This window comes from Neptunitalea lumnitzerae (genome assembly GCF_027924185.1).
GTDB classification, from domain to species: domain Bacteria; phylum Bacteroidota; class Bacteroidia; order Flavobacteriales; family Flavobacteriaceae; genus Neptunitalea; species Neptunitalea lumnitzerae.
The window spans coordinates 15,088-40,172 of the sequence record NZ_BRVO01000001.1; the positions used below are offsets into that span (position 1 = coordinate 15,088).

Consider the following 25,085-nt stretch of genomic DNA (forward strand, 5'->3'; position numbering starts at 1 on the left):
TACAATTTTCCTTGGGTCTCTTTTTTGAGTTTAAAACAAGCTATTACACAACAAAAAAACGCAGCCCTACCGAACTGCGTTTTTCTATATTATATGCGATTAATTTTTACAACTTCTCAGCTGCAGCGGCATCTACAAACCATACAGCACTACCTGTATCTGGTTTAATAATTTGTGCCGGATATGTTTTTACATTCGGTTCTCCTTTTAACACCTCGTATAAGGCAGGAGCTTTTTTAGCACCAAACGCTAAAAATGCAACATTAGCCGCACTATTTATAAGTGGTGCAGTTAACGTAATTCTGTACATATCTTGAGGTTTTAAGAAATAAGCCACCACTTTTTTCTCTTGCTCTTCAATAACTGCTTCTCCAGGAAATAATGATGCAGTATGCCCATCATCTCCCATACCTAGAAATATTAAATCAAAAGTTTTACCATTAGCTAATACTTCTTCTAAAATAGCCGCATACGTATCGGCATATTCTTCAGGAGCTACTCCTTCTTTCCACATTGGGTAAATTTGGCTTTCAGGAATGGCTACCTTATTTAAAAAATCAGTATAAGCATTTCCTGCATTGCTTCGCTCATCATCAATAGGCACCCAACGCTCGTCACACCAAAAAACATATACTTTAGACCAATCTACAGCATCTTTGTAAACTGTAGTTAGCAGTGAGTACATTCCCGCAGGAGAAGAACCACCAGTAAGCGCTACCGTAAACTTATTATGCTTTTTAATGGCTTCATTAGCCTTTTCTATAAAGTAAGAAGCTACCGCCTCATTTAAAGCAGTAACTTCCTCAAATACGTTTAACATTCTTTGTTATTTTTTCGTTTCATAGTATTCACCGACCATACATGCCCATCCTGTGCAATTAATGCTTCGGCATTTTCTGGTCCCCAACTCCCTGCTTGGTAATTCGGGAAGTTAATAGACTCACGGCTATCCCATGATTCTAGTATTGTTTCTATAGCATCCCACGCCTCTTCCACTTGGTCAGAACGCATAAATAAGGTGGTATCACCTAACATAGCATCCAACAACAAGGTTTCATAAGCCTCTGGCGTATGTGTAGAACAGCTATCATAATTAAATACCATTTCCGCAGGTTTCAAATTCATTTCTAAACCTGGGCGTTTCACCATAAAACGCAAACGGATATCCATTTGTGGTTGTAAGTTTATAGTTAACTTATTAGGCATTAAATTATCTGATGCCGCACCTGGAAAAGTAGCATGAGGCACTGGCTTAAACTGAATAGTAACCGAAGATGTTTTTTCTTGCATACGTTTACCTGTTCTTAGATAGAACGGTACGTTTTGCCAGCGCCAGTTATCTAGGTAAAACTTAATAGCTGCAAATGTTTCGGTATTAGATGTTTCACTCGTTCCGTTTTCTTCTCTGTAACCAGGAACTTTTTCACCCTCTAACCAGCCTTCTCCATATTGCCCTCTAACGGCATTACGGTTTACTTCTTCTGGTTTTAAGCGTCTAATAGCTTTTAAAACATCTACTTTTCTATCTCTTATTTGTTCAGCATCCATAGAAGTTGGTGCTTCCATAGCCACCATACACATAATTTGCAATAAGTGATTCTGAATCATATCTCTCAAGGCTCCAGATGATTCGTAGTAGCCACCTCTATCTTCTACACCAACTTTCTCAGCTACCGTAATTTGAACATAATCAATATAATTGCGGTTCCAAAGAGGCTCAAACAACGCATTACCAAAACGGAATGCCAAAATATTCTGAACAGTTTCTTTACCTAAAAAGTGATCTATTCTATAAATCTGCTCTTCTTTAAAAGAGTTATTTATTAGCTTGTTTAGCTCAATAGCAGAGTCTTTATCATAACCAAAAGGCTTTTCAATAATTACTCTATCCTGATCATCTTCAGCTGCAAGCCCTTGCTTTTTTAAGTTCACTGAAATGGTTTCGATAAACTTAGGAGACACGGACAAATAAAATAATCTGTTGGCTCTTTTACCCCATTTCTTATCTAAGGCTTCCATTTTCTTAAGAAGGTCTTTATAAGACTTCTCATCGTTAATATCCGATTGAAAATAGTTGATATTATCTTTGAATGCTTCCCAGTCTTTTTTCTCAGGAGTTCTTCTAGAGAATTCCTTTAGACTTTTATAAGCCATTTTTTGATAATCTTCATCTGTAAGCTCAGTTCTTCCCAGTCCAAACACTGCGAAGTCATCGGCCATTCTTCCATCCATATACAGATTAAAAAATGCCGGAAGTAACTTTCTGTGTGCTAAATCTCCTGTTCCACCAAAGATAACCACAATGGTAGGAGCTGCTTTTTTTTCTGTTTTCATAACTAATTTGGGTTGTTTGGGGTTTGCTTAATTCCACTCGGTATGGAAAATTCCATCTACATCTGTTCTTTCATATTTGTGTGCTCCGAAGAAATCTCTCTGCGCCTGTATTAAGTTAGTTGGCAATGTTTCGCTTCTATAAGAATCAAAATACGCCAATGCCGTCATAAATACAGATACAGGCACCCCTTTATCTACTGCTAGTTTTACCACATCTCTAGCAGCTTGTTGTGTTGCACCAACTTTTTCAGCTAGTGTAGCATCTAATAATAAGTTTGGTAAATCTTTGTTAGCATCGTATGCTTTTCTAAAGTCTTCAAGACATACTGCACGGATGATACATCCACCTCTCCAAATTTTTGCAACTTCTTCTAATTGTAAACCGTAGTCATACTCTTTAGAAGCAATATACAATTGTGCCATACCTTGCGCATAAATATTAATCATGCTAAAGTAAAAAGCATCTTTTAATGTTTTTAAAAGAGTCTCTTCATCAATATCGGTAGCAATACCATCATAAGGCAATAATTTAGAAGCCGCTACCCGCTCTTCTTTGTACTTAGAAATATCTCTCATTTGTACAGCAGCATCAATAGAAGGTACCGGAGCCTGAATATCCATTGCATTTTGCGAAGTCCATTTCCCTGTTCCCTTTGCTCTTGCTGTATCAGAAATATAATCTAGTAATAAACCTTTACCGGTAACCTCATCATTCTTTTTAAGAATATCAGCTGTAATTTCTACAAGGAAAGAAGCCAACTCAGAGTTATTCCAGTCTTCAAATAATTGTTGAATGGTTTCATTCTTAACACCAAAACCTCTTTTTAAAAGATCGTAGGTTTCAGCAATTAATTCCATAATAGCATACTCAATACCATTATGTACCATTTTAGTATAGTTACCAGCACTTCCTTTACCTAAATAGGTAACGCAAGGCTCTCCGTTTACCTTAGCAGCAATAGCCTCAAAAATTGGGCGTAAGCGCTCATAGGCACTTTGGTTACCTCCTGGCATCATACTAGGACCAAAACGTGCTCCTTTTTCTCCACCGGAAATACCCATACCAAAAAAGTGTATTCCTTTAGCCTCAAGCTCTTCTACACGTCTGTTGGTATCAGGAAAATAAGAGTTTCCTCCGTCAACTACTATATCTCCTTCTTCTAAATATGGTAACAATGAGTTTATAACTGCATCTACTGGCTTCCCAGCAGGTACTAATAACATTATAGCTCTTGGTTTTTTTATAAGTGCCACAAAACTTTGGGCATCGGTGGTTCCTTTAACCTTATGTTCTTCTGTAGCTTCTTGCTCAAGAGAGGCAGCTTTCTCTGCATCTAAATCTAATCCGGCAACAGAAAAACCATGATCGGCCATGTTTAGTAATAGGTTTCTTCCCATTACTCCTAAACCAACCATTCCAAAATCAAATTCTTCCATGTTTATATATTAATTGTTATGTAAGTGTTTATTATTTAAAATTATCTTTCTCTAACTTCAATACTTTTTGAAGCCTTCTAGAAAAACGTTCTTCTCCTTGAAATTCTGCTTGTAAAAAAGCTTGAAGTAATTCCCAAATAAGTGAAGTGCCCAATACCCTGCCACCAACACATATTAAATTCATGTCGTCGTGTTCTACACCTTGGTGTGCAGAATAGGTTTCAGAAACCAAAGCAGCTCTTACACCTGCAAATTTATTAGCAGCAATAGACACTCCTACACCACTTCCGCATACCGCAATACCACGGTTTACTTCTTGGTTTTGAATTGCCTTTGCTAAAGGCGCAATAATATCTGGGTAGTCATCGTCGGGTATAAACTCATCGGCACCGTAGTCTATTACCTGATATCCATTAGATTTTAGTAGGCTAACGATGTTTTGCTTTTGCTCTAGTCCAGCATGATCTGCAGCAATTCCGATTTTCATAAGGGTCTTTTATTCAAAAACTTATTTTGAAAGAATAAAATTAACTATTTTATTCGGGCTGAGACCATGAAAACATGCAATTAAGATTTTATTATGATTTTAAAACGCTGTATCAGAAAATTTTTATGATAGCTTAATAATTCTCCCACCAATTTTCGAAAACTTTAGCGCCTGACAAGTCTACTATTTCGCCAATCTTTGGAGTTATTAGTTGAATATTGGAATTTTCTGCTGCCGATGTGATTCGTGAAATAGATTCGTTCCAAGGGTGATTAGCTAAAGTAAATTTCCCCCAATGCACCGGAATTAATTTAGCAGCTTTAATATCTTCTGCTGCCTGTAAGGTTTCTTCAGGTTTCATGTGAATATATGGCCAAAAATCATCGTATTGCCCGCATTCTAATAAGGCTATATCAAAAGGACCAAAAGCCTCTCCAATTTCTTTAAAATGATTTCCGTAACCAGAATCACCGCCTACAAAAATTTTCATTCCGAAAAACTCTACCACAAAAGAACTCCACAACGAGGTATCTCGTTTTAAACCTCGGCCAGAGAAATGACGTGCTGGGGTAGCCGTAATTTTTAAATCATTAGAAATCACTACCTCTTCTCCCCATTCTAGTTCGGTTATAGACTTGGCAGGAACATCCCATTTTTTAAGATCGGCACCTACATTTTTAGAAACCACAAAATCCATAGTTTGCCCAGACAGGCTAATAATAGTATCCTTATCTAAATGATCGTAATGGTTATGCGTTTGTAGTAACACATCTATATTAGGCATATCTTCTGCCTTATAATAGTCGGCACCTTCATAAGCTTTAATCATAAAAGAGAAAGGAGATGCAGAACCGCTAAAAACCGGATCTACTAATAAATTGAACCCCTTACAGCTTAACAAATAAGAAGAATGCCCAAACCAAACAAATACAGGTTTAGGTGCAGTTAAATTCTTCAAATTAGTAGTTACATACGGTAACTCTTTTGAAGGAAATGCATCTTTAGGTTTCTTAAAGTTCTTTTTTAATACTTTACCATAAGAAGCCTCTTTTGCCAACTGCGGTGTTTCCTCTATATTCAGAAACTTACCATTTTCTATAATCGGGGGGTGCACCTTTGCATTTCTACTCTTTCTCATAGCAATTGAATATCCCACAAATGTAAAATTCTAGTCGAATTATTTACTAAATAAAAACATTTTTTTAATGGATAAATAATAAGACAACCCACAAAGTTGCAGAAGCTATAGCCACCCACAACACTACTCCTTGCAGTAAAGGCCTGTACCCTACTTGCTTTAAACTACTAAAAGACAGCCCCGTACCTATTAAAAACAAAGTAACTAACAGACCACTTTTAGCAAATTCTGTAATATAAGGCGTAATTGTATGAAGTTGAGAAACATAGGTATTTGCCAAAATGGCTAGTATAAACAAACCTATAAAGTACGGAATTTTTACACCCTTTTTTCCCGTTTTAGAAAACAAAGCAACAATAATGCTAACAGGAATAATCCAAAGTGCTCTTGCTAATTTTACGGTAGTGGCAATCTCTAATGCCTTTTCTCCATATTTAGCGGCGGCCCCTACAACCGAACTTGTATCATGAATAGCAATGGCACTCCACACTCCAAACTGATTTTGACTCATATTAAAAAATGTACCTACCACAGGAAATACAAAAAGTGCCACCGAATTTAAAATAAAGACAACCCCTAGAGCTACGCTAATTTGCTTTTCTTTAGCCCCTAGTACAGGAGAAACTGCTGCTATTGCACTCCCCCCGCAAATGGCAGTACCAGAAGAAATAAGTAAAGAAGTCTTTTTATCTAAGCCTAATACTTTGTATAAAATAAAACCTAAACAAAAAGTTGCTACAATAGAACCAACCGTTATCCACATCCCCTGTTTACTGGCATTTAAAGCACTGGTCACATTCATACCAAACCCCAAACCTATTACAGAAAACTTTAACAAAAAAGAAGTGAGTTTATGATTCAAACCTAGAAATGGATTTTTAGAAATCTGAGCCAATATCAATCCTGCTAATAAAGCCAACGGGTCGCTTAACACTTTAAACGCACATAGTACAATCAATGCAAAAAACACCAATAAATACCATATACTCACCTGAGTTTTTAAAGTGCTGCTTGATAAAAGTGCTTCTTTGATTTTCATATTAAATGCGTTTACCATACAAATATTGGCAATCGTACATCAAAAATGAAATCATTTTTTGAAACACTCTATAACTTGAAGTTATAAGAAGACGCTTTTTCTATAAATAATTTAGCTAGGTAGTTATGAGCACCTTGACTTTGTACCCAATAAAAATTTCGCTCTATGTGCAATCCTTCCACATCTATCACTGTAAAAGTATGATCCTTCAATTCATTCAGTACAGCATATATCGATAAAAAGGCTACGCAATCAGAATTACGTAAATATAGTTTAATACTTTCTGTGCTACTTAATTGCATTACAGTTGTAAACTCGGGCTTTATAGCCACCTTATTTAAAGCATGGTTAATTACATCTAAGGTACCAGACCCCTGCTCTCTTACTAACATAGGCAGTTGTAATAACTCTTGTATTTCTACAGATGAAACCTCGGCAAGTGGATTTGCTGTAGAAGCTACTAACACAATTTCATCTTTTAAAAAAGTATCATAATGCAGCACTGAAGATTTAGTAAACCCTTCAGTTATACCTAAATCTATTTCTTTTTTCACTAGTAATTGTTCAATATGTTCTGTATTATCAATTACTAATTCCACTGTTATATCTGGAAATTCTTGTTTAAAACTTGGCAATACTACAGGTAAAATATAATTAGCTATAGTAGTACTAGCACCAATGCGTAAAGTACCCACATTAGCTTCTCGCATAGCATTTAAGTCTGCCTCCATTCTTCTATAAAGTTCCAACAGCTCTACAGTATACCCCAACAACTTAGTTCCAGCATCAGTTAATTTAATCCGGGTGCCATTGCGCTCAAATAATTTATTCTTAAAATGCGCTTCTAACTCTTTTATATGTTTGGTAACAGCAGGTTGCGAAATGTACAACTCTTTAGCTGCCTTTGTGAAGTTAAGTCTTTTAGCTACTGTATGGAAAACCCTTAATCGAAAATCGAACATATGTAAATGTACATATTTTTAAAATTACACATTAAAAATGAAGGGGTGCTAATTCACCCAAACAACACCCCTTCTAAAAGCTTAAAACTAAACTTCTAATCAATCTATTGTAATAATTCAAATGAACTTTTCATTTGTGTATCAGAATTAGGACCTACAAAAACCTCAAACATTCCAGGTTCTGCAACAAAGTCTAATTCACTGTTATAAAACTTAAGGTCCTCTACAGTAAGGTTAAAAGTAACCGTTTTAGTTTCTCCTTTTTTAAGAAAAACTTTTTGGAAACCTTTCAATTCTTTTACCGGTCTGGTAACCGATCCTACAAGGTCTCTAATATATAGTTGCACTACTTCTTTTCCATCGTACTTACCAGTATTGGCTACATCTACAGACACCTTTAGCGTACCATCTACGTTTAGTTCAGAAGCGCTAAGTTTCATATTTGCATAAGAGAATGAGGTATAACTTAAACCATACCCAAAAGGATATAAAGGCTCATTTCTCACATCTAAATAATTAGATCTAAATTTTTCAAATTGTCCTTCTTTATTCATTAGTGGTCTGCCCGTATTTTTATGATTGTAGAACAATGGTATTTGCCCCACATTTCTAGGGAAGGTAGCAGTTAATTTTCCTGATGGATTCACATCACCAAAAAGAACATCAGCAATAGATAAACCAGCTTCACTACCAGGAAACCATACATTTAGTATGGCAGGTACGGTAGCATCCTCTTCCACCATCATTAAAGGTCTACCAGTAAACAACACTAAAACTACAGGCTTACCTGTTTTTAATAACGCCTCTAATAAGTCTTTTTGTACTTGCGGAATACTCGGGTTTGTTCTACTACTACTTTCGCCACTCATTTCGGCAGACTCCCCTAAAGCAGCTACAATAACATCTGACTTTTTAGCTATCTCCAATGCCTCTTGCAACATGGCTTTATCAGACCTTCCGTCTCTTGGAATAGCCTTACCAAACATAGTGGCATTTTTCTCAAACTCTTCATTGTAATCTACATTACTACCTTTTGCATATAAAACCGTTGCTTTGTCGCCTGCTACTTCCTTAAGACCTTGTAACAACGGAATTGAATTTTCCTGAACTGTAGCTACACTCCAAGTACCAGCCATGTTCACCGCATTATTAGCTAAAGGACCTACTAAGGCAATAGTACCCGATTTTTTTAAAGGTAAAATGCTCTTCTCATTTTTTAGTAATACCGTAGATTCTGCTCCAACTTTTCTAGCAAAATCACGGTTTTCTTGTGTATACACTTCGCTTTCTGCACGCTCTACACTACAATATTTATAAGGGTCTGCAAACAACCCTAATTGATACTTAGCATGTAAAATACGTTTTACTGCTAAATCTATTTCTTCTTCAGATATTTTACCTTCTTCTAATGATTTTGCTATGGTACCTAAAAAGCCTTCACCAACCATATCCATATCTACCCCAGCATGTAAAGCCAATGCAGAAACAGTTTGTAAATCGCCCATACCATGCGCAATCATTTCAGGAATACCGGTATAGTCAGTCACCACAAAACCATTAAAACCCCATTGATCTCTAAGCAATTCGGTTAACAACCAACGGTTACCTGTAGCAGGTACTCCATCTATCTCATTAAACGAAGCCATTACAGAAGCAGCACCAGCATCTATCGCCGCTTTATAAGGTGGCAGATACTCATTAAACATACGTATTTTACTCATGTCTACGGTATTGTAATCTCTTCCAGATTCTACCGCCCCATACAATGCAAAGTGCTTAACACAAGATAAAATAGTATTTTCTTTAGTCAGGTCGTCTCCTTGGTAACCTTTCACCATTGCCTTCGCAATTTCACCACCTAAAAAAGCATCTTCACCATTACCTTCAGAAACACGTCCCCATCTTGGGTCTCTAGACACATCCACCATCGGAGAAAACGTCCAGTTAATACCATCTGCACTTGCTTCTTGTGCTGCAATTCTAGCGGTTTTTTCAATCATTTCCATATCCCATGAACTAGACAGCCCTAATGGGATAGGAAATGTGGTTTGATACCCATGGATTACATCCATTCCGAATAATAGGGGAATATGTAAGCGGCTTTTCTCTACCGCAATTTTCTGTACTTCTTTAATTTTTTGAGCCGATTTAATATTGAATAAACCACCCACTTTACCTTCTTCTATAAGTTTGGCAATATTAGAGCTCTTTGCTTGCCCGGTAGTAATATCACCTGAAGATGGTAAATTTAATTGCCCTAGTTTTTCATCTAAGGTCATTAATTCTAGTAGAGAATCTATCTGTTTATCAAATGGGCTACTAAAAGAATGGGTACCCGCAGCCCCGTATGCTGCGGAACCCTTCTTTGTTTGGGAGAAAGAAGCTTTATCATTAGATTGTGAGCAAGCAGCAATTGCCACTGCTGTAGTAACAGATATAATTACTTTGGATAATCTCATTATTTTGTAGTATTTGTTTGTTGTTTGTGTTTAGAGAACAGCCAAGTTAACAAACCTGGTTGTGCAAATGTTGGATCCCAACTGTTGTGGTTAGAATTAGCAAACAATGTAAATTGCGGAAATCCTCCGTTTTCTAAAATAGAGGACACCATATTAATTGAATGTTGAGGGGCTACAACATTGTCATGTGATCCGTGAAAAATCCATAATGGAATTTTAGTAGCATAAGCTGCTGCTGTTTCTGGATGAGCACCACCGCAAATGGCAATTGCAGCAGCAAACATCTCGGGCTTTCTATATAAAATTTCAAAGGTACCCATACCACCCATAGAAAGACCCATAACATAAATTTGATCTTTTTTTACATACGGCTTTTTTGCCATATCATCCATTAAATCCATAACCATAGAAAGCGCCTGTGTTGGTGCTCCTTCTGTTTTAAACGTAATATTTAATGGGTATGAAGATCTATCAATATCCGCATTTGCCCAGTAATCCTCTTTTGGGCATTGTGGAAAAATTACAATAGCAGGATGCTGTTTCTGAATACTGTCAGATAAAAACAATTGACTTCCGTTTACTAACTGCGAAGTATTATTAGAACCTCTTTCGCCTGCACCATGTAAAAACAACACCACAGGATATTCTTGAGATTCAGAAAAATTTTCAGGATATAGTATCTGGTAGTTCAACACTTTTTCTCCGCTACCCCAGGTAGCAGGGTTAAAAGTATTTTGTGCCGTTAAGCCAGCAGTTACCAATAGTAACAATATTAAAATATATTTATTCATATGTAAAGCCTAAAGTTGTTAATCCGTTTTGTATATCGGTATTTTGCATAAACAGCTGCCAAAACAATCCACTTCTGTAATTTTCAATCATTACAATTTGCGGACCTTGGTCTATTGCTAAATAAGCTTCTGCCACCCAAAAAGCATATTCAGGACTAAAAGCATCATAAAAACCTGCTTCCCCCACTAAATCATCTTTATGCGCATAGAAATACTGCATAGCTTGTAAAGACTCATTAGGCGTATAAGGTATAGAACTAACTGCTGCTGTAGGTGATATAACTCCTAAATCATTCTCTGGCTTATGAGCACTATATCCTCTTGACCCATCTGCATTACGAGAATAACTAGCTGTTAACCCCCAACAATCAGGTCCGTAATCTTCATAGTTTAATGGGTTGTCTACACAATAAGTGTAATTAACCATGGTATGGTTTACATTCACATCCCAATAACTAGGTGCATACTGATCGGATAAATTTTGTGGATTTAAACCTAGGTATGAATAATGTGCCCAGAATAAAGGTCCGCCATAATTAGCCCCGACATGATTTACATATAGCGGAAACCCATATCTCGTATTACCAGATATAATACCTCCTGAACTTGCCCAACCATTTTCATACACCGATGGCGTAATTGCATTTGAAGGAGAGGCAGCCGCCATTACATACGTAATTAAACACTCATTATACCCCACCAAAGGTAAGTTCATTTGCCAATTATAATTAGGAGACCAGTGCCAATACAGCACATCTTGCCCTTGCGTAAACCAATCCCACTCTACACCTTTCCATAGCGCATCTGCTTTATTAGCTAAGGTAACCTCACTGGTTGAGCCATCTTTAAAGTATTCTTTTACACAAACCAATCCTTGAGTTAAGAATGAAGTTTCCACCAAGTCTGCACCATCATCTTGTGTACTAAAAGGGATCACGGCACCGGTAGTACCATTTATCCAATGCGGCCAGGCTCCGTGGAACCTATCTGCATTTTCTAAAAAGTTCAAAATTGTAGTTAACCTCTCAACTGCTTGTGCTCTGGTAATATAACCTCTCTCAATTCCTACCAGAATAGCCATTAATCCAAATCCGGTGCCCCCTGTAGTAACCACATATTCATCCTGAGAAGGGTTTGCTGAAATATATCTTTCTCTGGCACAACCTGAGTTACTCTCTGCTAGATCCCAAAAATATTTAAAGGTTTCTTGTTGCACAAAATCCATCAACTCATTGTCTGTAGGTGGTTCCACTACAGGCTCTTCCTCATCAATAATATCCGGATTTTCTGTAAATTGAGTTCCAGAATCATCTTTAGAGCAAGATGCAAAAGTGATAATAAGGACAACTAAGAAAACTATTTTTTTCATTGCAATATTTTATTTTGTTACTGTAAAACCTAGTTTATCTAAACCGTTTTGTACATCTTCTCGCTGCATAAACAATTTCCAAAATAAACCAGATCTGTAGTTTTCAATCATCACAGGAATAGGCCCTTGATCTATGGCAAGATATCTTGGGGTGTACCAGTTTGCTGATTGACTGTAGGCATCATAAGGCCCATATTTACCTATTAAAGAATCTGCATCTTTATACAGGTATGCTATCATTTGTAAACTCTCTTTAGGAGTATAAGGTGTAGACGATAAAGCTGCGGTTGGCGAAATTACTCCTAAGTCCATACCAGGGCGGTGCCCTGCATACCCTTTCATAGAATAACTAGAGGTAAAACCCCACTGATTTTCTCCATAGCCTTTATATCCTTTCGGATTGTCTACAGCATATTTATAATGAATTAATGCATGGTTTTGCACTAATTTCCAATAATCTGCATATTTATCACTTAGCCCTTTAGGGTTTAAACCTGTATAGGAATAATGTGCCCAAAACAAAGGTCCAATAGGAGCATCATCATGCTCAAAGTAGTTTAATTCGGTTTCTAAACCATAGTATGTAGTATCTTTAGCTATAGCTCCATTTCTTGCCCAACCTTCATGATATACTTCTGGTTTAATAGCATGTGTTCTTGAAGCTGCCGCTAGCACATACATAATTAGACATTCGTTATACCCGCCCACAGGAAAATTCATTTCCCATTGATATTCAGGAGACCAATGCCAATACAATACATTTTTACCTTGGGTGTACCAATCCCACTCTACCTCATCATACAATTTTTCAATTCTTTCAGAGATTTTTTGCTCTCGCTCCGAGCCATCTTTAAAGTATTCAGAAACCGTAAGTAGACCTTCTACCAAGAAGGCTGTTTCTACTAAATCTCCTCCATTGTCCTTTTTAGAAAATGGTTTTACCTTACCGGTCTCACCATCCATCCAATGAGGCCAAGCCCCATGAAATCTATCTGCTTTTTCTAAAAAGTTAAGTATTTTTTCGTAACGTTCCACCGCTTGTTCACGGGTAATAAAACCTCTTTCTACACCCACTAAAATAGCCATTACACCAAACCCTGAGCCGCCTGTGGTTACAACATTTTTATCATTCTGCGGATACACATTATCCATATGAATTCGCTCTCTACCCAAACCTGAATTTGGCTCTGCGCCTTCCCAGAAATAATTAAATGTTTGGTATTGTAAGGTATCTAATAACTGATTATCTAGTACCTCTTTATTTTCTGTAGTTTCTTTATTTAATTGGTCACTCTCTTTCTTTTGAGTTTCATTACAACTAACTAAAAGCAAGACAAGTATCCAAAAGGGCAAATTTTTCATAATATTTTTTTTATAAGAATACCTGCGGATATTGATATCCGCAGGTATTGCTTCACATTTTAAGTTTACCAACCAGGGTTCTGCTCCATTTCAGGAGTTTGTATTAACTGATTGTTTGGTATAGGAAACAACTCATGCTTACCTGTAATAAATGTTTTTCCATCAGCACTCATAGCTGATTGCGCCTGTCCGGTTCTTACCAAATCAAACCAGCGGTCGTGTTCAAAAGCTAATTCAAGTCTTCTTTCGTTCCAGATATCTTGTAGTGTAGGTGTAGCTATATCGGCTAACCCAACACGCTCTCTTACCTGATTAAGAGGTGTAGCAGCATCTTGCCCTATTTGCACAGCTGCCTCTGCTTGTATTAATAACACCTCTGCATATCTTATCATTCTAATATTTTTATCGGTATCACCAGCCCCTCCATTTGCACTAGAGTATGCTTTCTCATTGTACATTGGGTTTTCTGGATTACTAATAATTACCGTACCATCCCACATAGTTTCACCTGGGAAAATAATGGTAGCATCTCTTCTTACAGTATCACCAGCATCGTTAAATGCATCTAAAAGGTTTTGAGAAGGCACGTTAAAGCCCCATCCAAACTGACCTCTTACACCTTGTGTTTGAGAATACTGTTGTACCCCATGAGCTACAACCTCACCTCTCGCTTGTACTTCAAAAATAGATTCAGTACCGTTTTCTGTAGAAGCTCTCCATACGGTAGCATAATCTGATTCTAACCCATACTCTCCAGAGTTAATTACGTTACTAGCCATATTGTAAGCTGCTTGGTAATCTTCTTCATATAAATATACCTTAGCCAATAATGCTTGTGCAGCCCCTCTAGTAGCTCTACCTAAATCTTCAGAAGCATAAGCGCTTTTTAAAGGTAATACAGCAATTGCATCCATTAAGTCTTGCTCTATAAATGCATATACATCTGCAGTAGATTGTCTTTCTACATAATCAATATGTTGTAAAGGCACATTACCAAAAGCACGTACTAACCAGAAATAGTGTAAAGCTCTTAAAAACTTAGCTTCACCTATTAATCTGTTCTTATACGCTTCATCAGTTAAACCATACTCTTCTGTATAGTTAATAGCTATAGAAGCTCTACCAATAGTTTTGTACCAAGTAGTCCAAACTGCCGCTACAGAACCTGCGCTACTAGTAAAGGTTAATTGATCTAAAACATCTTTATCTGCACCTGTATCAGAAGGAGAACTTCCTTTATCTGCATTATCAGAAATAATTTCTGTTACTCCTAAATAAGAGAACGCATACGTCCAATCTGTTAAATATCCGTAGATACCGTTTACCATTTGTTCTGGAGTAACGGTTTCGCTATCCTCTTGCTCATATCTGTCTCTACTGTCTACGTCAAGAAAATCTTCACTACAACTACTTACAATTAAAAGAGCTGCAAAAAGGAATGCTATATTTTTAGTTATTACTTTCATTGTATACAATTTTTTAAATATTATAAATCAACATTTACTCCAAACAAGAATGTTTTAGTATTTGGGTAAGCAGATAATTCTATACCTCCTGTACCAGCAGCAGACCCAACAATTTCAGGAGTAAACCCGCTATACTGAGTAATTAAGAATGGGTTTTGAGCAGTAGCATAGAAACGTACTCTAGAAACATACTCAGAGAAATCTTTTAAAGTATAACCAACTGTAATAGCGTTTACTCTAAAATAATCTCCATCTTCTAAGTAATAGCTAGATGCATAAGAATCTCTATACGCACCTGGGTGTGTATTGGTAGACCCTTCACCTGTCCAACGATTTGTAAACACATCTGCAGCAATGTTTTCACCACCGTCAATTCTAGTACCTTTTAAACCATTGTATATCTTGTTTCCTCCGGCACCATACCCGTCAATTGAAAGATCAAATTGCTTATAATTTAAAGTAACATTTAAACCAAAGTTGTAAGTTGGTAAATAAGAACCAAAGAATTTTTTATCGTTATCATCAATAACACCGTCTCCATTTTGATCTTTGTAACGTAAGTAACCAGGAGCTGGAGAACCATAGTGAGGGTTAGCGTCTATTTCAGCTTGATTTTGCCAAACTCCATCAGCTTCCCACATCCACCAAGAATATAATGGCTGCCCTTCTTGTAGTCTTTTTGTTATTTGACCGTTGCTTAAACTACCACCTGTTTGACCATCGTAAGCAGCTTTAACATTTTCAACGTTGTTTTTGTTTGTAGAGAAGGTTCCTCCAATACTATATGAGAAGTCATCAGTAATAGCATCTCTCCAATTTAGTTCAATTTCAAAACCTTTATTAGACACCTCAGCACCATGATCGTAGAATGCATCTGAAGATTCAGAAGTTAATACTGGTGTTACTAACAAAATAGCATTTGAAGTGTTTCTGTTATAATAGTTTAAAGCACCTGACAATCTAGAGTTAAACATTGCAAAGTCTAAACCAATGTTAGCTTCATCTGTTTCTTCCCATGAGATAGGATAGATTTCAGCTCCTAAGGCTGCTCCATACACTAAATCTTGACCAGGCCCAAATACATAGTTTACATTACTAGAAGCAGTACTTGTGGTAAAACTACGAATATTAAAACGTACATCTGAGTTACCCATTCTACCCCAACCTGCTCTTAATTTTAAGAAGTTAATAGCCTTAACATCAAAAAAGTCTTCGTTAGATAATGCCCAACCAGCACTAAATGAAGGGAAATTACCAAAATAATCAGTACCAGAAATGTTATCAGATTGGTTTTTAAAAGTACTTACACCATCTCTTCTAAAGTTAACTTGCAAGTAGTATTTAGAATCGTAGTTATATTGTAAACGTCCGAAATAAGACAATTGTGTAACAGGTGTTGTATACCCTTGTGTTACCGTATTATCAAATTCATCACCAGTAAAGTTCATACTCCAGTATTGATCTTGAGGAGGTACATTGTAACCTAACATATAAGTTGTAGAGGCATTATCTCTCATCCCTTTTGTTAAACCAACAACGGCATTTACATAATGTTTATCGTTAAATGTTTTATCAAAGGTTACAAAAGTATCCCAGTTATATCTGTAGCTCTCATACTTTGAAAAAGACAAACTATTGTCTGCATAAGTAGTAGACGTAGGGTTGTTAGTTTGTAAATCTTCAAAATCTGCATCAGAAAAATAAGGGTAAGAAGTTAACCACTGATTTCTAATATCTGTAAAGTTTCTAATCTCAGAAATAGATCTGGTTAGTGCTACACGAGAAGAAACCTTTAAATAATCTGTAATATCTAATTCTGCCTGGAACATACCTTGTAAGTCCATACCTGTATTTTTCTGATTCGCATAATATACAGAAGCTACAGGGTTACCAATAGAATTTAATCTACCCAATGTTTCAGATCCTGGAACTACATAAGTACTTGCATCACCAGTAGTTTGGTTCCAGATAGGCTGACCAAATTTACCATCAGGGTAATACACAGGAATAACAGGTGCCTGTCTGTAAGCAGAGTTAAAAGAACTAAATGGCTTAGGAGTTGCTTTTATAAAAGAAGCACTAATGTTAGAAGTTATGGTTAACTTATCATTAAAAAACTTCCCAGAAGTATTAGATCTAATAGTATTTCTTTGATAATCGTTATCATCTAAAATACCATCTTCATTATAATTACTAAAGCTAAAGTAGTAATTGTATTTTTCAGCAGCACCTGAAAAATTTACTTCATTGTTATTAACAGTACCAACATCTGTTAATTCATCATACCAATCTGTATTATACTGCTGGTTTGTATTTAACAATGCAGTTTCTCCTTCTGCTAATTGCTTTTCATTAAAATAGGTAATGTATTGGCTAGCGTTTGCCATTTCCACAGGATTCAGCATACTTTTAGCTCCGTAGTAAGAACTAAAACCAACTTTCATTTTACCTTCTTTACCTTTTTTAGTAGTAATAATAACAACACCATTTGCAGCATCCATACCATAAATAGCAGCAGAAGCAGCATCTTTTAAAACGTTCATACTTTCAATATCACCTGGGTTAATATTGGCAATATCTGTTGTTTGAACACCATCTACTATATACAGTACATTAGTACCAGAAGCAGCCGTACCTGTACCTCTAATAGTAATGTTTGGTGTACTACCAGGAGCATTGGTATTAATAATATTTACCCCTGACATTTTACCCTGAATAGATTGGGTAGCATTAACAGCAGGTTGCTTAGTTAATTCCTCCGCTTTAACACTGGATACAGCACCAGTAACATCGGCTTTCTTTTGCGTACCAAAACCAATTACTACTACCTCATCTAATTCAGATGCTGACTGAACCATTGTAATGGTAATTTCAGTTTCAGTACCCACGGTTATTTCTTGGGTTTGAAAACCTATATAACTTATTGTAAGCACATCGCCTTCACTAACCTCAATGGTAAAATTTCCATCAAAATCGGTAACAGCATATGCACTACCATTTTTAACAGTAACATTAGCTCCTGGGAGCGGCATGCTACTCTCATCTACAACAACACCGGTAAGTTGCGTCTGCGCAAAAACACCGATGGTGGTAAATAAAAATAAAACTAGAAATAAAGCTTTAACTTTCATTGTGTATAATATTTGTTCTTGATTACAACGTAAAATTATCACTAAAACACGAAATCGTTTTAGACGTAGCTAATAACGCATTACAAAAACAAGACATTTTTACACAAAACCCTATTAATTAGAGACTTACAAAACACAACAAACTTAACGTTAGGTTAAATTTTAACATATTGATGTAGTAATGATGTAGTGAAATATCTTAAAAATACCTTAATTTTATTGCCATATAGTCAAAATAACAATAGGTATTTTACTAAATCTTGCTCTTTCTCTAATTGAAGTTTTTTCCTCAAACGGTACCTATGTAGCTCTACCCCACGTGTGGTTACCCCCATCAGCGGGGCTATTTCTTTAGACATTAATCCCATTTTAAGATAAGCTGAAAGCTTTAAATCTTTAGACGTTAATTTAGGATGTTCTTTTATAATTTTCTTAAAAAAGTCGTCATGTAACTCATTAAAATTTGTTTCAAAAACTTTCCAATCTTCCTTGTTACTAATTGCATCGGTAGTCTTAGAAATTAAACTCCTAACTCGATATTCATTTACAGGGCTATCTTTTACCCTTTTCATCTCATTTTTTAGCTCTAAAAGCAATTCATTTTTCTTACTAATAAGAAGTGTAGAATTCATTAATTCCTTCTGTTTTAGTTCCACCTCTCTTTCTAGCGCTTCACGTTCTAGTTTAACTTTGCGCTTTTCTTCTTCCTCCAGCATTTTTTGATGCAACTTCTTGTGGTATTTTTTAATACTACGTTCATTGTACCAATACACTCCATATATTAATAAAATAAATAACAATACATACACACCAATCATTCCCTTAGACAAGTACCAAGGGGGTAATACAAAAAAGTTATAAGTAAGGATTTGACGATCAGAATCTTTTAAAAATACACTTAAGTTATAATTTCCATAGCTGAGGTTCTGAAGTGTAATATCTCCAGATGTAAAATCGCCCTCCTGTGCTATTGGGCCAGAAAGCTCATACACAAAATCTGCATTAATATCACTTATATACCCAAATGAAAAGGTTAAACTTCTAGCGTTTACATAAGGAATCTCTGCTACTTTATGTACATCATATAATTTGTTACCAGCACTAACCTTAGCCAAAACCGCCTTTTGATTCATATCGGCCGCATTAGTTTGCTCAATAGCTTCCATATCTAAAACACCATACCCTTCATTTAAAGGAACCTCAAAAACACGACCACCCGCTCCGTATTTTATTTTCTCGTACATAGGTGTCATCCTAGATAATAAACTCTTATCTGTTATAGTTATTCGTTCCTCATCATTTACATAAGTAAGCTTAGTTCTGGCAGTATTAATAAACCATTGAACATCATAGCTATTAAAAATCAATTTATTATTTTGATACTTCTTAAACGGCTCATATTCTTTAATTTCATTCTTATCACTATCATAGTAATACCACTTATTCAGCACATAAAATAACACGGTATTATCTACCTTATGAATTCTGGTTTGGTAATCAGTTAATTTCACCTCATGATCATTAAACCCTTCTTTGCTTAATTTTGTATACGTATCATTAAAAGTTAACTTATATAACCCTTTATAAGGGTGCGTACACCAGATGGTTTTATCATTTTCAAAAACGATAGAACTTACCGGAAAATCCATATTCGGTATACTAACCACCTCCCATGCTCCATCCATTCTGTGGTACACAAGTTTAAACAAGCCAATATAAGTACCTACTAGAAATTCAGAAGATCTACCAGGTATTTCCTGTACAGTATAAGTACCCTCTAATCCTTCTATTTGTTCAAATTCTGAGTTATTCATTTTAAACAAACCTTTATTATGGCAACACAACAGTTGCCCAGCTACACCAAAAGCAAAGCCCCAAACGTGTCCTTGGCTACCTTCTAAAAAGGTTAAGTCATTCTTGTCATCAAAATAATAAACACCTGTATTACTTGCCAAATATCTATATCCATCACTAGTAACAACATCATAAACGGTACCTAACTCACCCGAAGGCTCATTAAAAAAAGAGATACCCTGCCCTATGTCTACTAACGAAATACCGTTATCTTGCGCCACCCACAACTTGTTATTCTTGTAAGCAAGTCCTAAAACGGTATTATTTTGCAGCCCCAATCTCCTGTTAAATGGAGCAATTGCGTGCGTAGTTAAATCATAAAAAACTAGTCCATTTTTAATGGTACCAAAAACTACCGCATTATCATCTAACACAGTAACCTTGTTTAACTGACTTTCAATTAGCCTATCATTAATTTCTTTGCTAAAACCAGTAAGAAAATCTTCTACCAACAAAAACACACCATTAAACTTAGACCCTATAAGCAATCTGTTACTTTGGTCTACCCCTATATCTGCAATTGAAAGTGAACTAATAACCTCTGTACCTGGCAACCTATAAAAGCCTTTATCTTTGGTATAGGCGTGCACCCCTCTGCCTTCTGTACCAATTACCAACTGATTTTGCCAAGGAATAATTTTTGTAATAACCATACCAGGCTCTATAACCTTTATGGTTTTACCATCGTATATATAGATTGCCCTAAACGATCTAAAAACCACCAAATCATTCCACTTAACAATCTCCCAAAACTCTTCACTTCTAAACTCGTAATAAGCGTCTATCAATTTAGTTAACGAAGTATACTCATATACACCAACCCTATTAGCTTTCCAATAGCCAAATTCTTCATAAGAACCAGTATACACTCTATCATTATCTGCCAAAACCGACCTAACAATAGCTCCGTTCGGCAACTTTTTCAAAGACCAATGCTGGCCATCAAAACGTAACAACCCTTGATGATTGGCAACAAATAACTGATTGTTATTACTTACAGACACCCCCCAATTCTGATTTGCAGCGCCATAATCTGAAACTGTAAAATTATTAACCGGATAGGTTTGTACCTGAGCAATGGTAACGCTATAAAGTAAAGAGGCTATTATAAAAACAATACGTTTCATCTAAGAAATATTAGCTTTACGAATGTACCAAATTTATATACTTTAAAAAATATTGAAATTTTTGTAACATTTTTATTGTGCCTTACGTATAACTAAAGATAACGGAATAAATAACCCCTAATTTTAACAAGGATAGGAATATATGAGACAGCTCAAAATCACAAAACAGGTTACCAATAGAGAAACGGCATCATTAGATAAATATCTACAAGAGATTGGAAAGGTAGACCTGATTACTGCAGATGAAGAGGTAGAATTGGCGCAAAGAATTAAAGCAGGTGACCAAAGAGCGTTAGAAAAACTTACCAAAGCGAATTTACGTTTCGTAGTATCGGTTGCTAAACAATACCAAAACCAAGGTTTAACATTACCCGATTTAATTAATGAAGGTAACTTAGGTTTAATTAAAGCAGCACAACGTTTTGACGAAACTCGTGGTTTTAAATTTATTTCTTACGCTGTATGGTGGATTCGTCAGTCTATTCTTCAAGCACTGGCAGAACAATCACGTATTGTACGTTTACCATTGAACAAAATTGGTTCAATTAATAAAATTAACAAAACATACGCTTTCTTAGAGCAAGCACATGAGCGTGTACCTTCTGCAGAAGAAATTGCAAAGGAACTTGACATGACAGTAAACGACGTTAAAGAGTCTATGAAAAACTCTGGTCGTCACGTATCAATGGATGCTCCTTTAGTTGAAGGTGAAGATTCTAACTTATATGATGTATTACGTAGTGGTGAGTCTCCAAACCCAGATAGAGATTTATTACACGAATCTTTACGTACAGAAATTGAACGTGCTTTAGAAACACTTACCCCTAGAGAAGCTGATGTTATCCGTTTATACTTTGGTTTAGGCGACCAACACCCTATGACCTTAGAAGAAATAGGAGAAACTTTTGACTTAACTCGTGAGCGTGTAAGACAAATTAAAGAAAAAGCAATTAGAAGATTAAAGCACACATCTAGAAGTAAAATCTTGAAAACGTACTTAGGTTAATTTACAAGACCATAGATTTTTTTTATATCTTTTAAAAAATTAATATCGATTTTTTTATAACTTTGTTATTACAACTCTGATATTAAAACCAAAAATATATACAATTATAACAGTTTATCATAACTGTTCGTTTTTTGATTGATGAATGAACTCCGGCTGATTACCGGAGTTTTTTCATTTATAATATGTACTTTTACATATCTAAATATAAACTATATGAGTACTACAGCTAAACTTATTGCTCCTTCCCTTTTAGCCGCAGATTTTGCCAATCTTCAAAGAGATATAGAACTTGTAAACACAAGTGAAGCCGATTGGTTTCATATAGATATAATGGATGGTGTTTTTGTACCCAACATATCCTTTGGTATGCCGGTATTAAAAGCAATTACCCAACATACCAAAAAAGTAAATGATGTACACTTAATGATTACCAACCCCGATCAGTACATTCATACCTTTGCAGCCTTAGGAGCCAATAACCTAACAGTACACTACGAAGCCTGCCCACATCTACACCGTACCGTACAAGCAATTAAGGGTGCAGGAATGAAAGCTGGGGTAGCACTGAACCCACACACTCCTGTTCATCTGTTAGAGGATATTATTGCAGATTTAGATATTGTACTAATTATGAGTGTAAACCCTGGCTTTGGCGGACAATCTTTTATTGAAAATACCTATAGAAAGGTAAGTACATTAAAAGAAATGATTTTAACTAAAAATGCTAAAACCTTAATTGAAATAGACGGAGGTGTTTCTACAGCTAATGGTAAAAAATTGACCGACGCAGGTGCCGATGTTTTAGTTGCCGGTAGTTTTGTATTTAATAGTACAGACCCGATAGCAACTATTAAAGATTTAAAAAGTGCCATAGCACACTAACCTTTCTATATAAACTTAAAACACCAAGGCTAGGTATAATTTAAAGTTATAAAATTCTATCATAGTCCTAACTATTAGTTTGTTTAAAAATTAGACTGATTTTTTGAATTATTGTATATTTAAAACACAGTAATCAAGAACTTTATGAAAAAATCAGTTTACGCAGCCAGCATGCTTGCCATGCTCTTATTTGGTTGCACCCAAACTTCTTCTAAAACTGATAAAAACACACCCAAGGAATCTAAAAAGCCTAACATCGTTTTTATCATGGCAGATGATCATGCACTACAAGCTATAAGTGCATACAAGCATCCATTATCTAAATTAGCCCCTACCCCTAACTTAGACCGAATAGCAGACAATGGTGCTTTATTTTTAAATAATTATTGTACCAACTCTTTATGCGGCCCCAGTAGAGCTACCATATTAACGGGTAAGTTTAGCCATATGAATGGTTTTCGGATGAATGGTAATAAATTTGACAACACCCAAGATAATGTTGCCAAACAGCTACAACAAGGAGGCTACCAAACCGCAGTGATAGGAAAATGGCATTTAGGTACCACCCCCACAGGTTTTAACTATTGGGATATTCTAGACGATCAAGGTCACTATTACAATCCAGATTTTATTCATAACAATGACACTACCACAACCTCAGGGTACGCAACAGATATTATTACAGACAAAAGTATAGCTTGGATAGAACAACAAAAGGAAAGTGAAAAACCCTTTTTCTTAATGGTTCATCACAAAGCCCCACACAGAAACTGGATGCCCCCTTTGAGATACACAAATTATTACGACAATATAGACCCACCGTTACCAAACTCTTACTTTCCAGATTTTGACACTACCCAAATAGCTTCACAAAAGCAGTTAATGACCATCTATAAAGACATGTATGAGGGGTATGATCTTAAAATGACATTAAAAGAAGGATCACCAGAACTAGCACATGACCCTTGGCACAACGAATTTAGCCGTATGACGCCAGAACAGCGTGCGCAATGGGATAGCGCTTACCAAAAGAAAAATGATGCTATGCACCAAGCTCATCTAACGGGGAAAGATTTAGCCGAATGGAAAGGAAAACGATTTTTACGAGATTACCTAGGAACGGTTAAGGCTATTGATGATGGCGTAGGTAAAATATTAGATTATTTAGAAAAAGAAGGACTCTCTGAAAATACCATTGTTATTTACACCTCTGATCAAGGCTTCTATTTAGGAGAGAATGGTTGGTTTGATAAACGATTTATGTATGAAACTTCTTTTGGTATGCCCCTGTTAATTCAATATCCTAATCACATTAAAAAGGGAGAAAAAATTACCGCACTAACACAAAACTTAGACTTTGCAGAAACCTTTTTAGACTATGCAGAAACAAACATACCAGAAGACTACCAAGGAAAATCATTAAGACCTTTAATGGAAGAAAAAGTGTCTTCCGATGATTTTAGAGATGCCTTGTACTATCATTACTACGATTTTCCCGCTTTTCATATGGTACAAAAACATTATGGGGTAAGAACCAAAAGATATAAGCTTATACACTTTTATGACAACATAGATGTTTGGGAAATGTATGATTTAAAAGAAGACCCCAATGAAGAGCATAATGTATACAACAACCCAGAATATAAAGATATACAAGAAGAGCTTCTTACTACTTTAAATGATTTACAAAAACAATACCATGTAACGGATAAAGAATTTGAAACAGCTCCACAACAAAAAGTGAATAACGCTTATAAAATGTTTAAAAAACTAAGAGGCACACCTATAGAATAATTTATGAACCTTTTTTACCGATAACGACTTTATAAACACATTCATATAGTATATTTTGTGTATGTAAGCTTTTTTCAGTAACATTGGAATATATTTAACTATTCTATTACTATGAAAAAAATCTATACTCTATTTTTCTGCTTATTTATGTTTGCAGGAGTATCAGCATTTGCACAATCAACTGATGATGTAACTGCTTTAGCTAAAAGAAAATCTAATGAACTAGTAGTTGCATTAGACATGAACAAAGAACAAAGAGTTCAATTAACAGAGGCTGTAAAAGTTTTCGAACTTAACAAATTAGATAATGACTACCAAACACCTTCTGTATACCCAAATAGTAAGTTCACTTTAATGAGAGAAAATTACTCTGGTGAATTACTAGTTAAATTAAAAGAAATTCTAACGGATGACCAATACACTTTACTACAAGATTATTTATAG

Annotated in this window: 18 protein-coding genes; 4 read left to right on the forward strand and 14 right to left on the reverse strand. The window is 35.7% G+C overall.

Going from position 1 to position 25,085, the window contains the following annotated elements; translation table 11 throughout:
* Positions 1-106: 106 nt before the first annotated feature.
* The 14 genes from pgl to Y10_RS00130 all read right to left on the reverse strand — a co-directional run bounded on the left by pgl (position 107) and on the right by Y10_RS00130 (position 20,956).
* Positions 107-820, reverse strand: a complete 714-nt coding sequence (gene pgl / locus Y10_RS00065) for a 6-phosphogluconolactonase (RefSeq protein ID WP_281763312.1) — start codon at positions 818-820, stop codon at positions 107-109.
* Complete coding sequence (gene zwf / locus Y10_RS00070; RefSeq protein ID WP_281763313.1) at positions 814-2,334, reverse strand: glucose-6-phosphate dehydrogenase; 1,521 nt, start codon at positions 2,332-2,334, stop codon at positions 814-816. The genes pgl and zwf overlap by 7 nt, the downstream gene beginning before the upstream one ends.
* A 27-nt stretch (positions 2,335-2,361) precedes the next feature.
* Positions 2,362-3,771 carry an NADP-dependent phosphogluconate dehydrogenase gene (gene gndA / locus Y10_RS00075; protein WP_281763314.1) on the reverse strand — a complete coding sequence of 470 codons (1,410 nt, stop codon included), beginning with the start codon at positions 3,769-3,771 and terminating at the stop codon, positions 2,362-2,364.
* A 31-nt stretch (positions 3,772-3,802) separates the two neighbouring features.
* Positions 3,803-4,258, reverse strand: a complete 456-nt coding sequence (locus Y10_RS00080; protein ID WP_281763315.1) for an RpiB/LacA/LacB family sugar-phosphate isomerase — start codon at positions 4,256-4,258, stop codon at positions 3,803-3,805.
* A 133-nt stretch (positions 4,259-4,391) separates the two neighbouring features.
* On the reverse strand, positions 4,392-5,396 hold the full coding sequence (locus tag Y10_RS00085; RefSeq protein ID WP_281763316.1) for an MBL fold metallo-hydrolase: 1,005 nt from the start codon (positions 5,394-5,396) through the stop codon (positions 4,392-4,394).
* Positions 5,397-5,460: 64 nt separating this feature from the next.
* Positions 5,461-6,435 (reverse strand): YeiH family protein, encoded by a 975-nt coding sequence (locus Y10_RS00090; RefSeq protein WP_281763317.1) that lies wholly within the window; start codon positions 6,433-6,435, stop codon positions 5,461-5,463.
* Positions 6,436-6,503: 68 nt separating this feature from the next.
* Positions 6,504-7,397, reverse strand: coding sequence for a LysR family transcriptional regulator (locus tag Y10_RS00095; protein ID WP_281763318.1), 894 nt, complete (start codon positions 7,395-7,397; stop codon positions 6,504-6,506).
* 104 nt (positions 7,398-7,501) lie between these two features.
* Positions 7,502-9,856, reverse strand: coding sequence for a beta-glucosidase BglX (gene bglX, locus Y10_RS00100; protein ID WP_281763319.1), 2,355 nt, complete (start codon positions 9,854-9,856; stop codon positions 7,502-7,504).
* Positions 9,856-10,647 (reverse strand): carboxylesterase family protein, encoded by a 792-nt coding sequence (locus Y10_RS00105; protein WP_281763320.1) that lies wholly within the window; start codon positions 10,645-10,647, stop codon positions 9,856-9,858. Before Y10_RS00105 ends, bglX begins: the two co-directional genes overlap by 1 nt.
* The gene (locus Y10_RS00110) at positions 10,640-12,016 is read right to left on the reverse strand and encodes a glucoamylase family protein (RefSeq protein WP_281763321.1); all 1,377 of its coding nucleotides are present in this window, start codon (positions 12,014-12,016) and stop codon (positions 10,640-10,642) included. The genes Y10_RS00105 and Y10_RS00110 overlap by 8 nt, the downstream gene beginning before the upstream one ends.
* A gap of 9 nt (positions 12,017-12,025) precedes the next feature.
* A complete protein-coding gene (locus Y10_RS00115; protein ID WP_281763322.1) occupies positions 12,026-13,378 on the reverse strand; it encodes a glucoamylase family protein in 1,353 nt (450 codons plus the stop codon).
* A gap of 65 nt (positions 13,379-13,443) precedes the next feature.
* Positions 13,444-14,844, reverse strand: a complete 1,401-nt coding sequence (locus tag Y10_RS00120) for a RagB/SusD family nutrient uptake outer membrane protein (RefSeq protein ID WP_281763323.1) — start codon at positions 14,842-14,844, stop codon at positions 13,444-13,446.
* Positions 14,845-14,864: 20 nt separating this feature from the next.
* Positions 14,865-17,975: a SusC/RagA family TonB-linked outer membrane protein gene (locus Y10_RS00125; RefSeq protein WP_281763324.1), complete on the reverse strand. Its 3,111-nt coding sequence runs from the start codon at positions 17,973-17,975 to the stop codon at positions 14,865-14,867.
* 230 nt (positions 17,976-18,205) lie between these two features.
* Positions 18,206-20,956 carry a LuxR C-terminal-related transcriptional regulator gene (locus Y10_RS00130; RefSeq protein ID WP_281763325.1) on the reverse strand — a complete coding sequence of 917 codons (2,751 nt, stop codon included), beginning with the start codon at positions 20,954-20,956 and terminating at the stop codon, positions 18,206-18,208.
* Positions 20,957-21,098: 142 nt separating this feature from the next.
* Between Y10_RS00130 and Y10_RS00135 the strand changes: the two genes are divergently transcribed.
* From Y10_RS00135 to Y10_RS00150, 4 genes are all read left to right on the forward strand, one after another.
* Complete coding sequence (locus Y10_RS00135) at positions 21,099-21,962, forward strand: sigma-70 family RNA polymerase sigma factor (protein ID WP_281763326.1); 864 nt, start codon at positions 21,099-21,101, stop codon at positions 21,960-21,962.
* Between the two features lie 216 nt (positions 21,963-22,178).
* Positions 22,179-22,847 carry a ribulose-phosphate 3-epimerase gene (gene rpe, locus Y10_RS00140; protein WP_281763327.1) on the forward strand — a complete coding sequence of 223 codons (669 nt, stop codon included), beginning with the start codon at positions 22,179-22,181 and terminating at the stop codon, positions 22,845-22,847.
* A gap of 144 nt (positions 22,848-22,991) precedes the next feature.
* A complete protein-coding gene (locus tag Y10_RS00145) occupies positions 22,992-24,641 on the forward strand; it encodes a sulfatase family protein (RefSeq protein WP_281763328.1) in 1,650 nt (549 codons plus the stop codon).
* A 111-nt stretch (positions 24,642-24,752) separates the two neighbouring features.
* The gene (locus tag Y10_RS00150; protein ID WP_281763329.1) at positions 24,753-25,085 is read left to right on the forward strand and encodes a hypothetical protein; all 333 of its coding nucleotides are present in this window, start codon (positions 24,753-24,755) and stop codon (positions 25,083-25,085) included.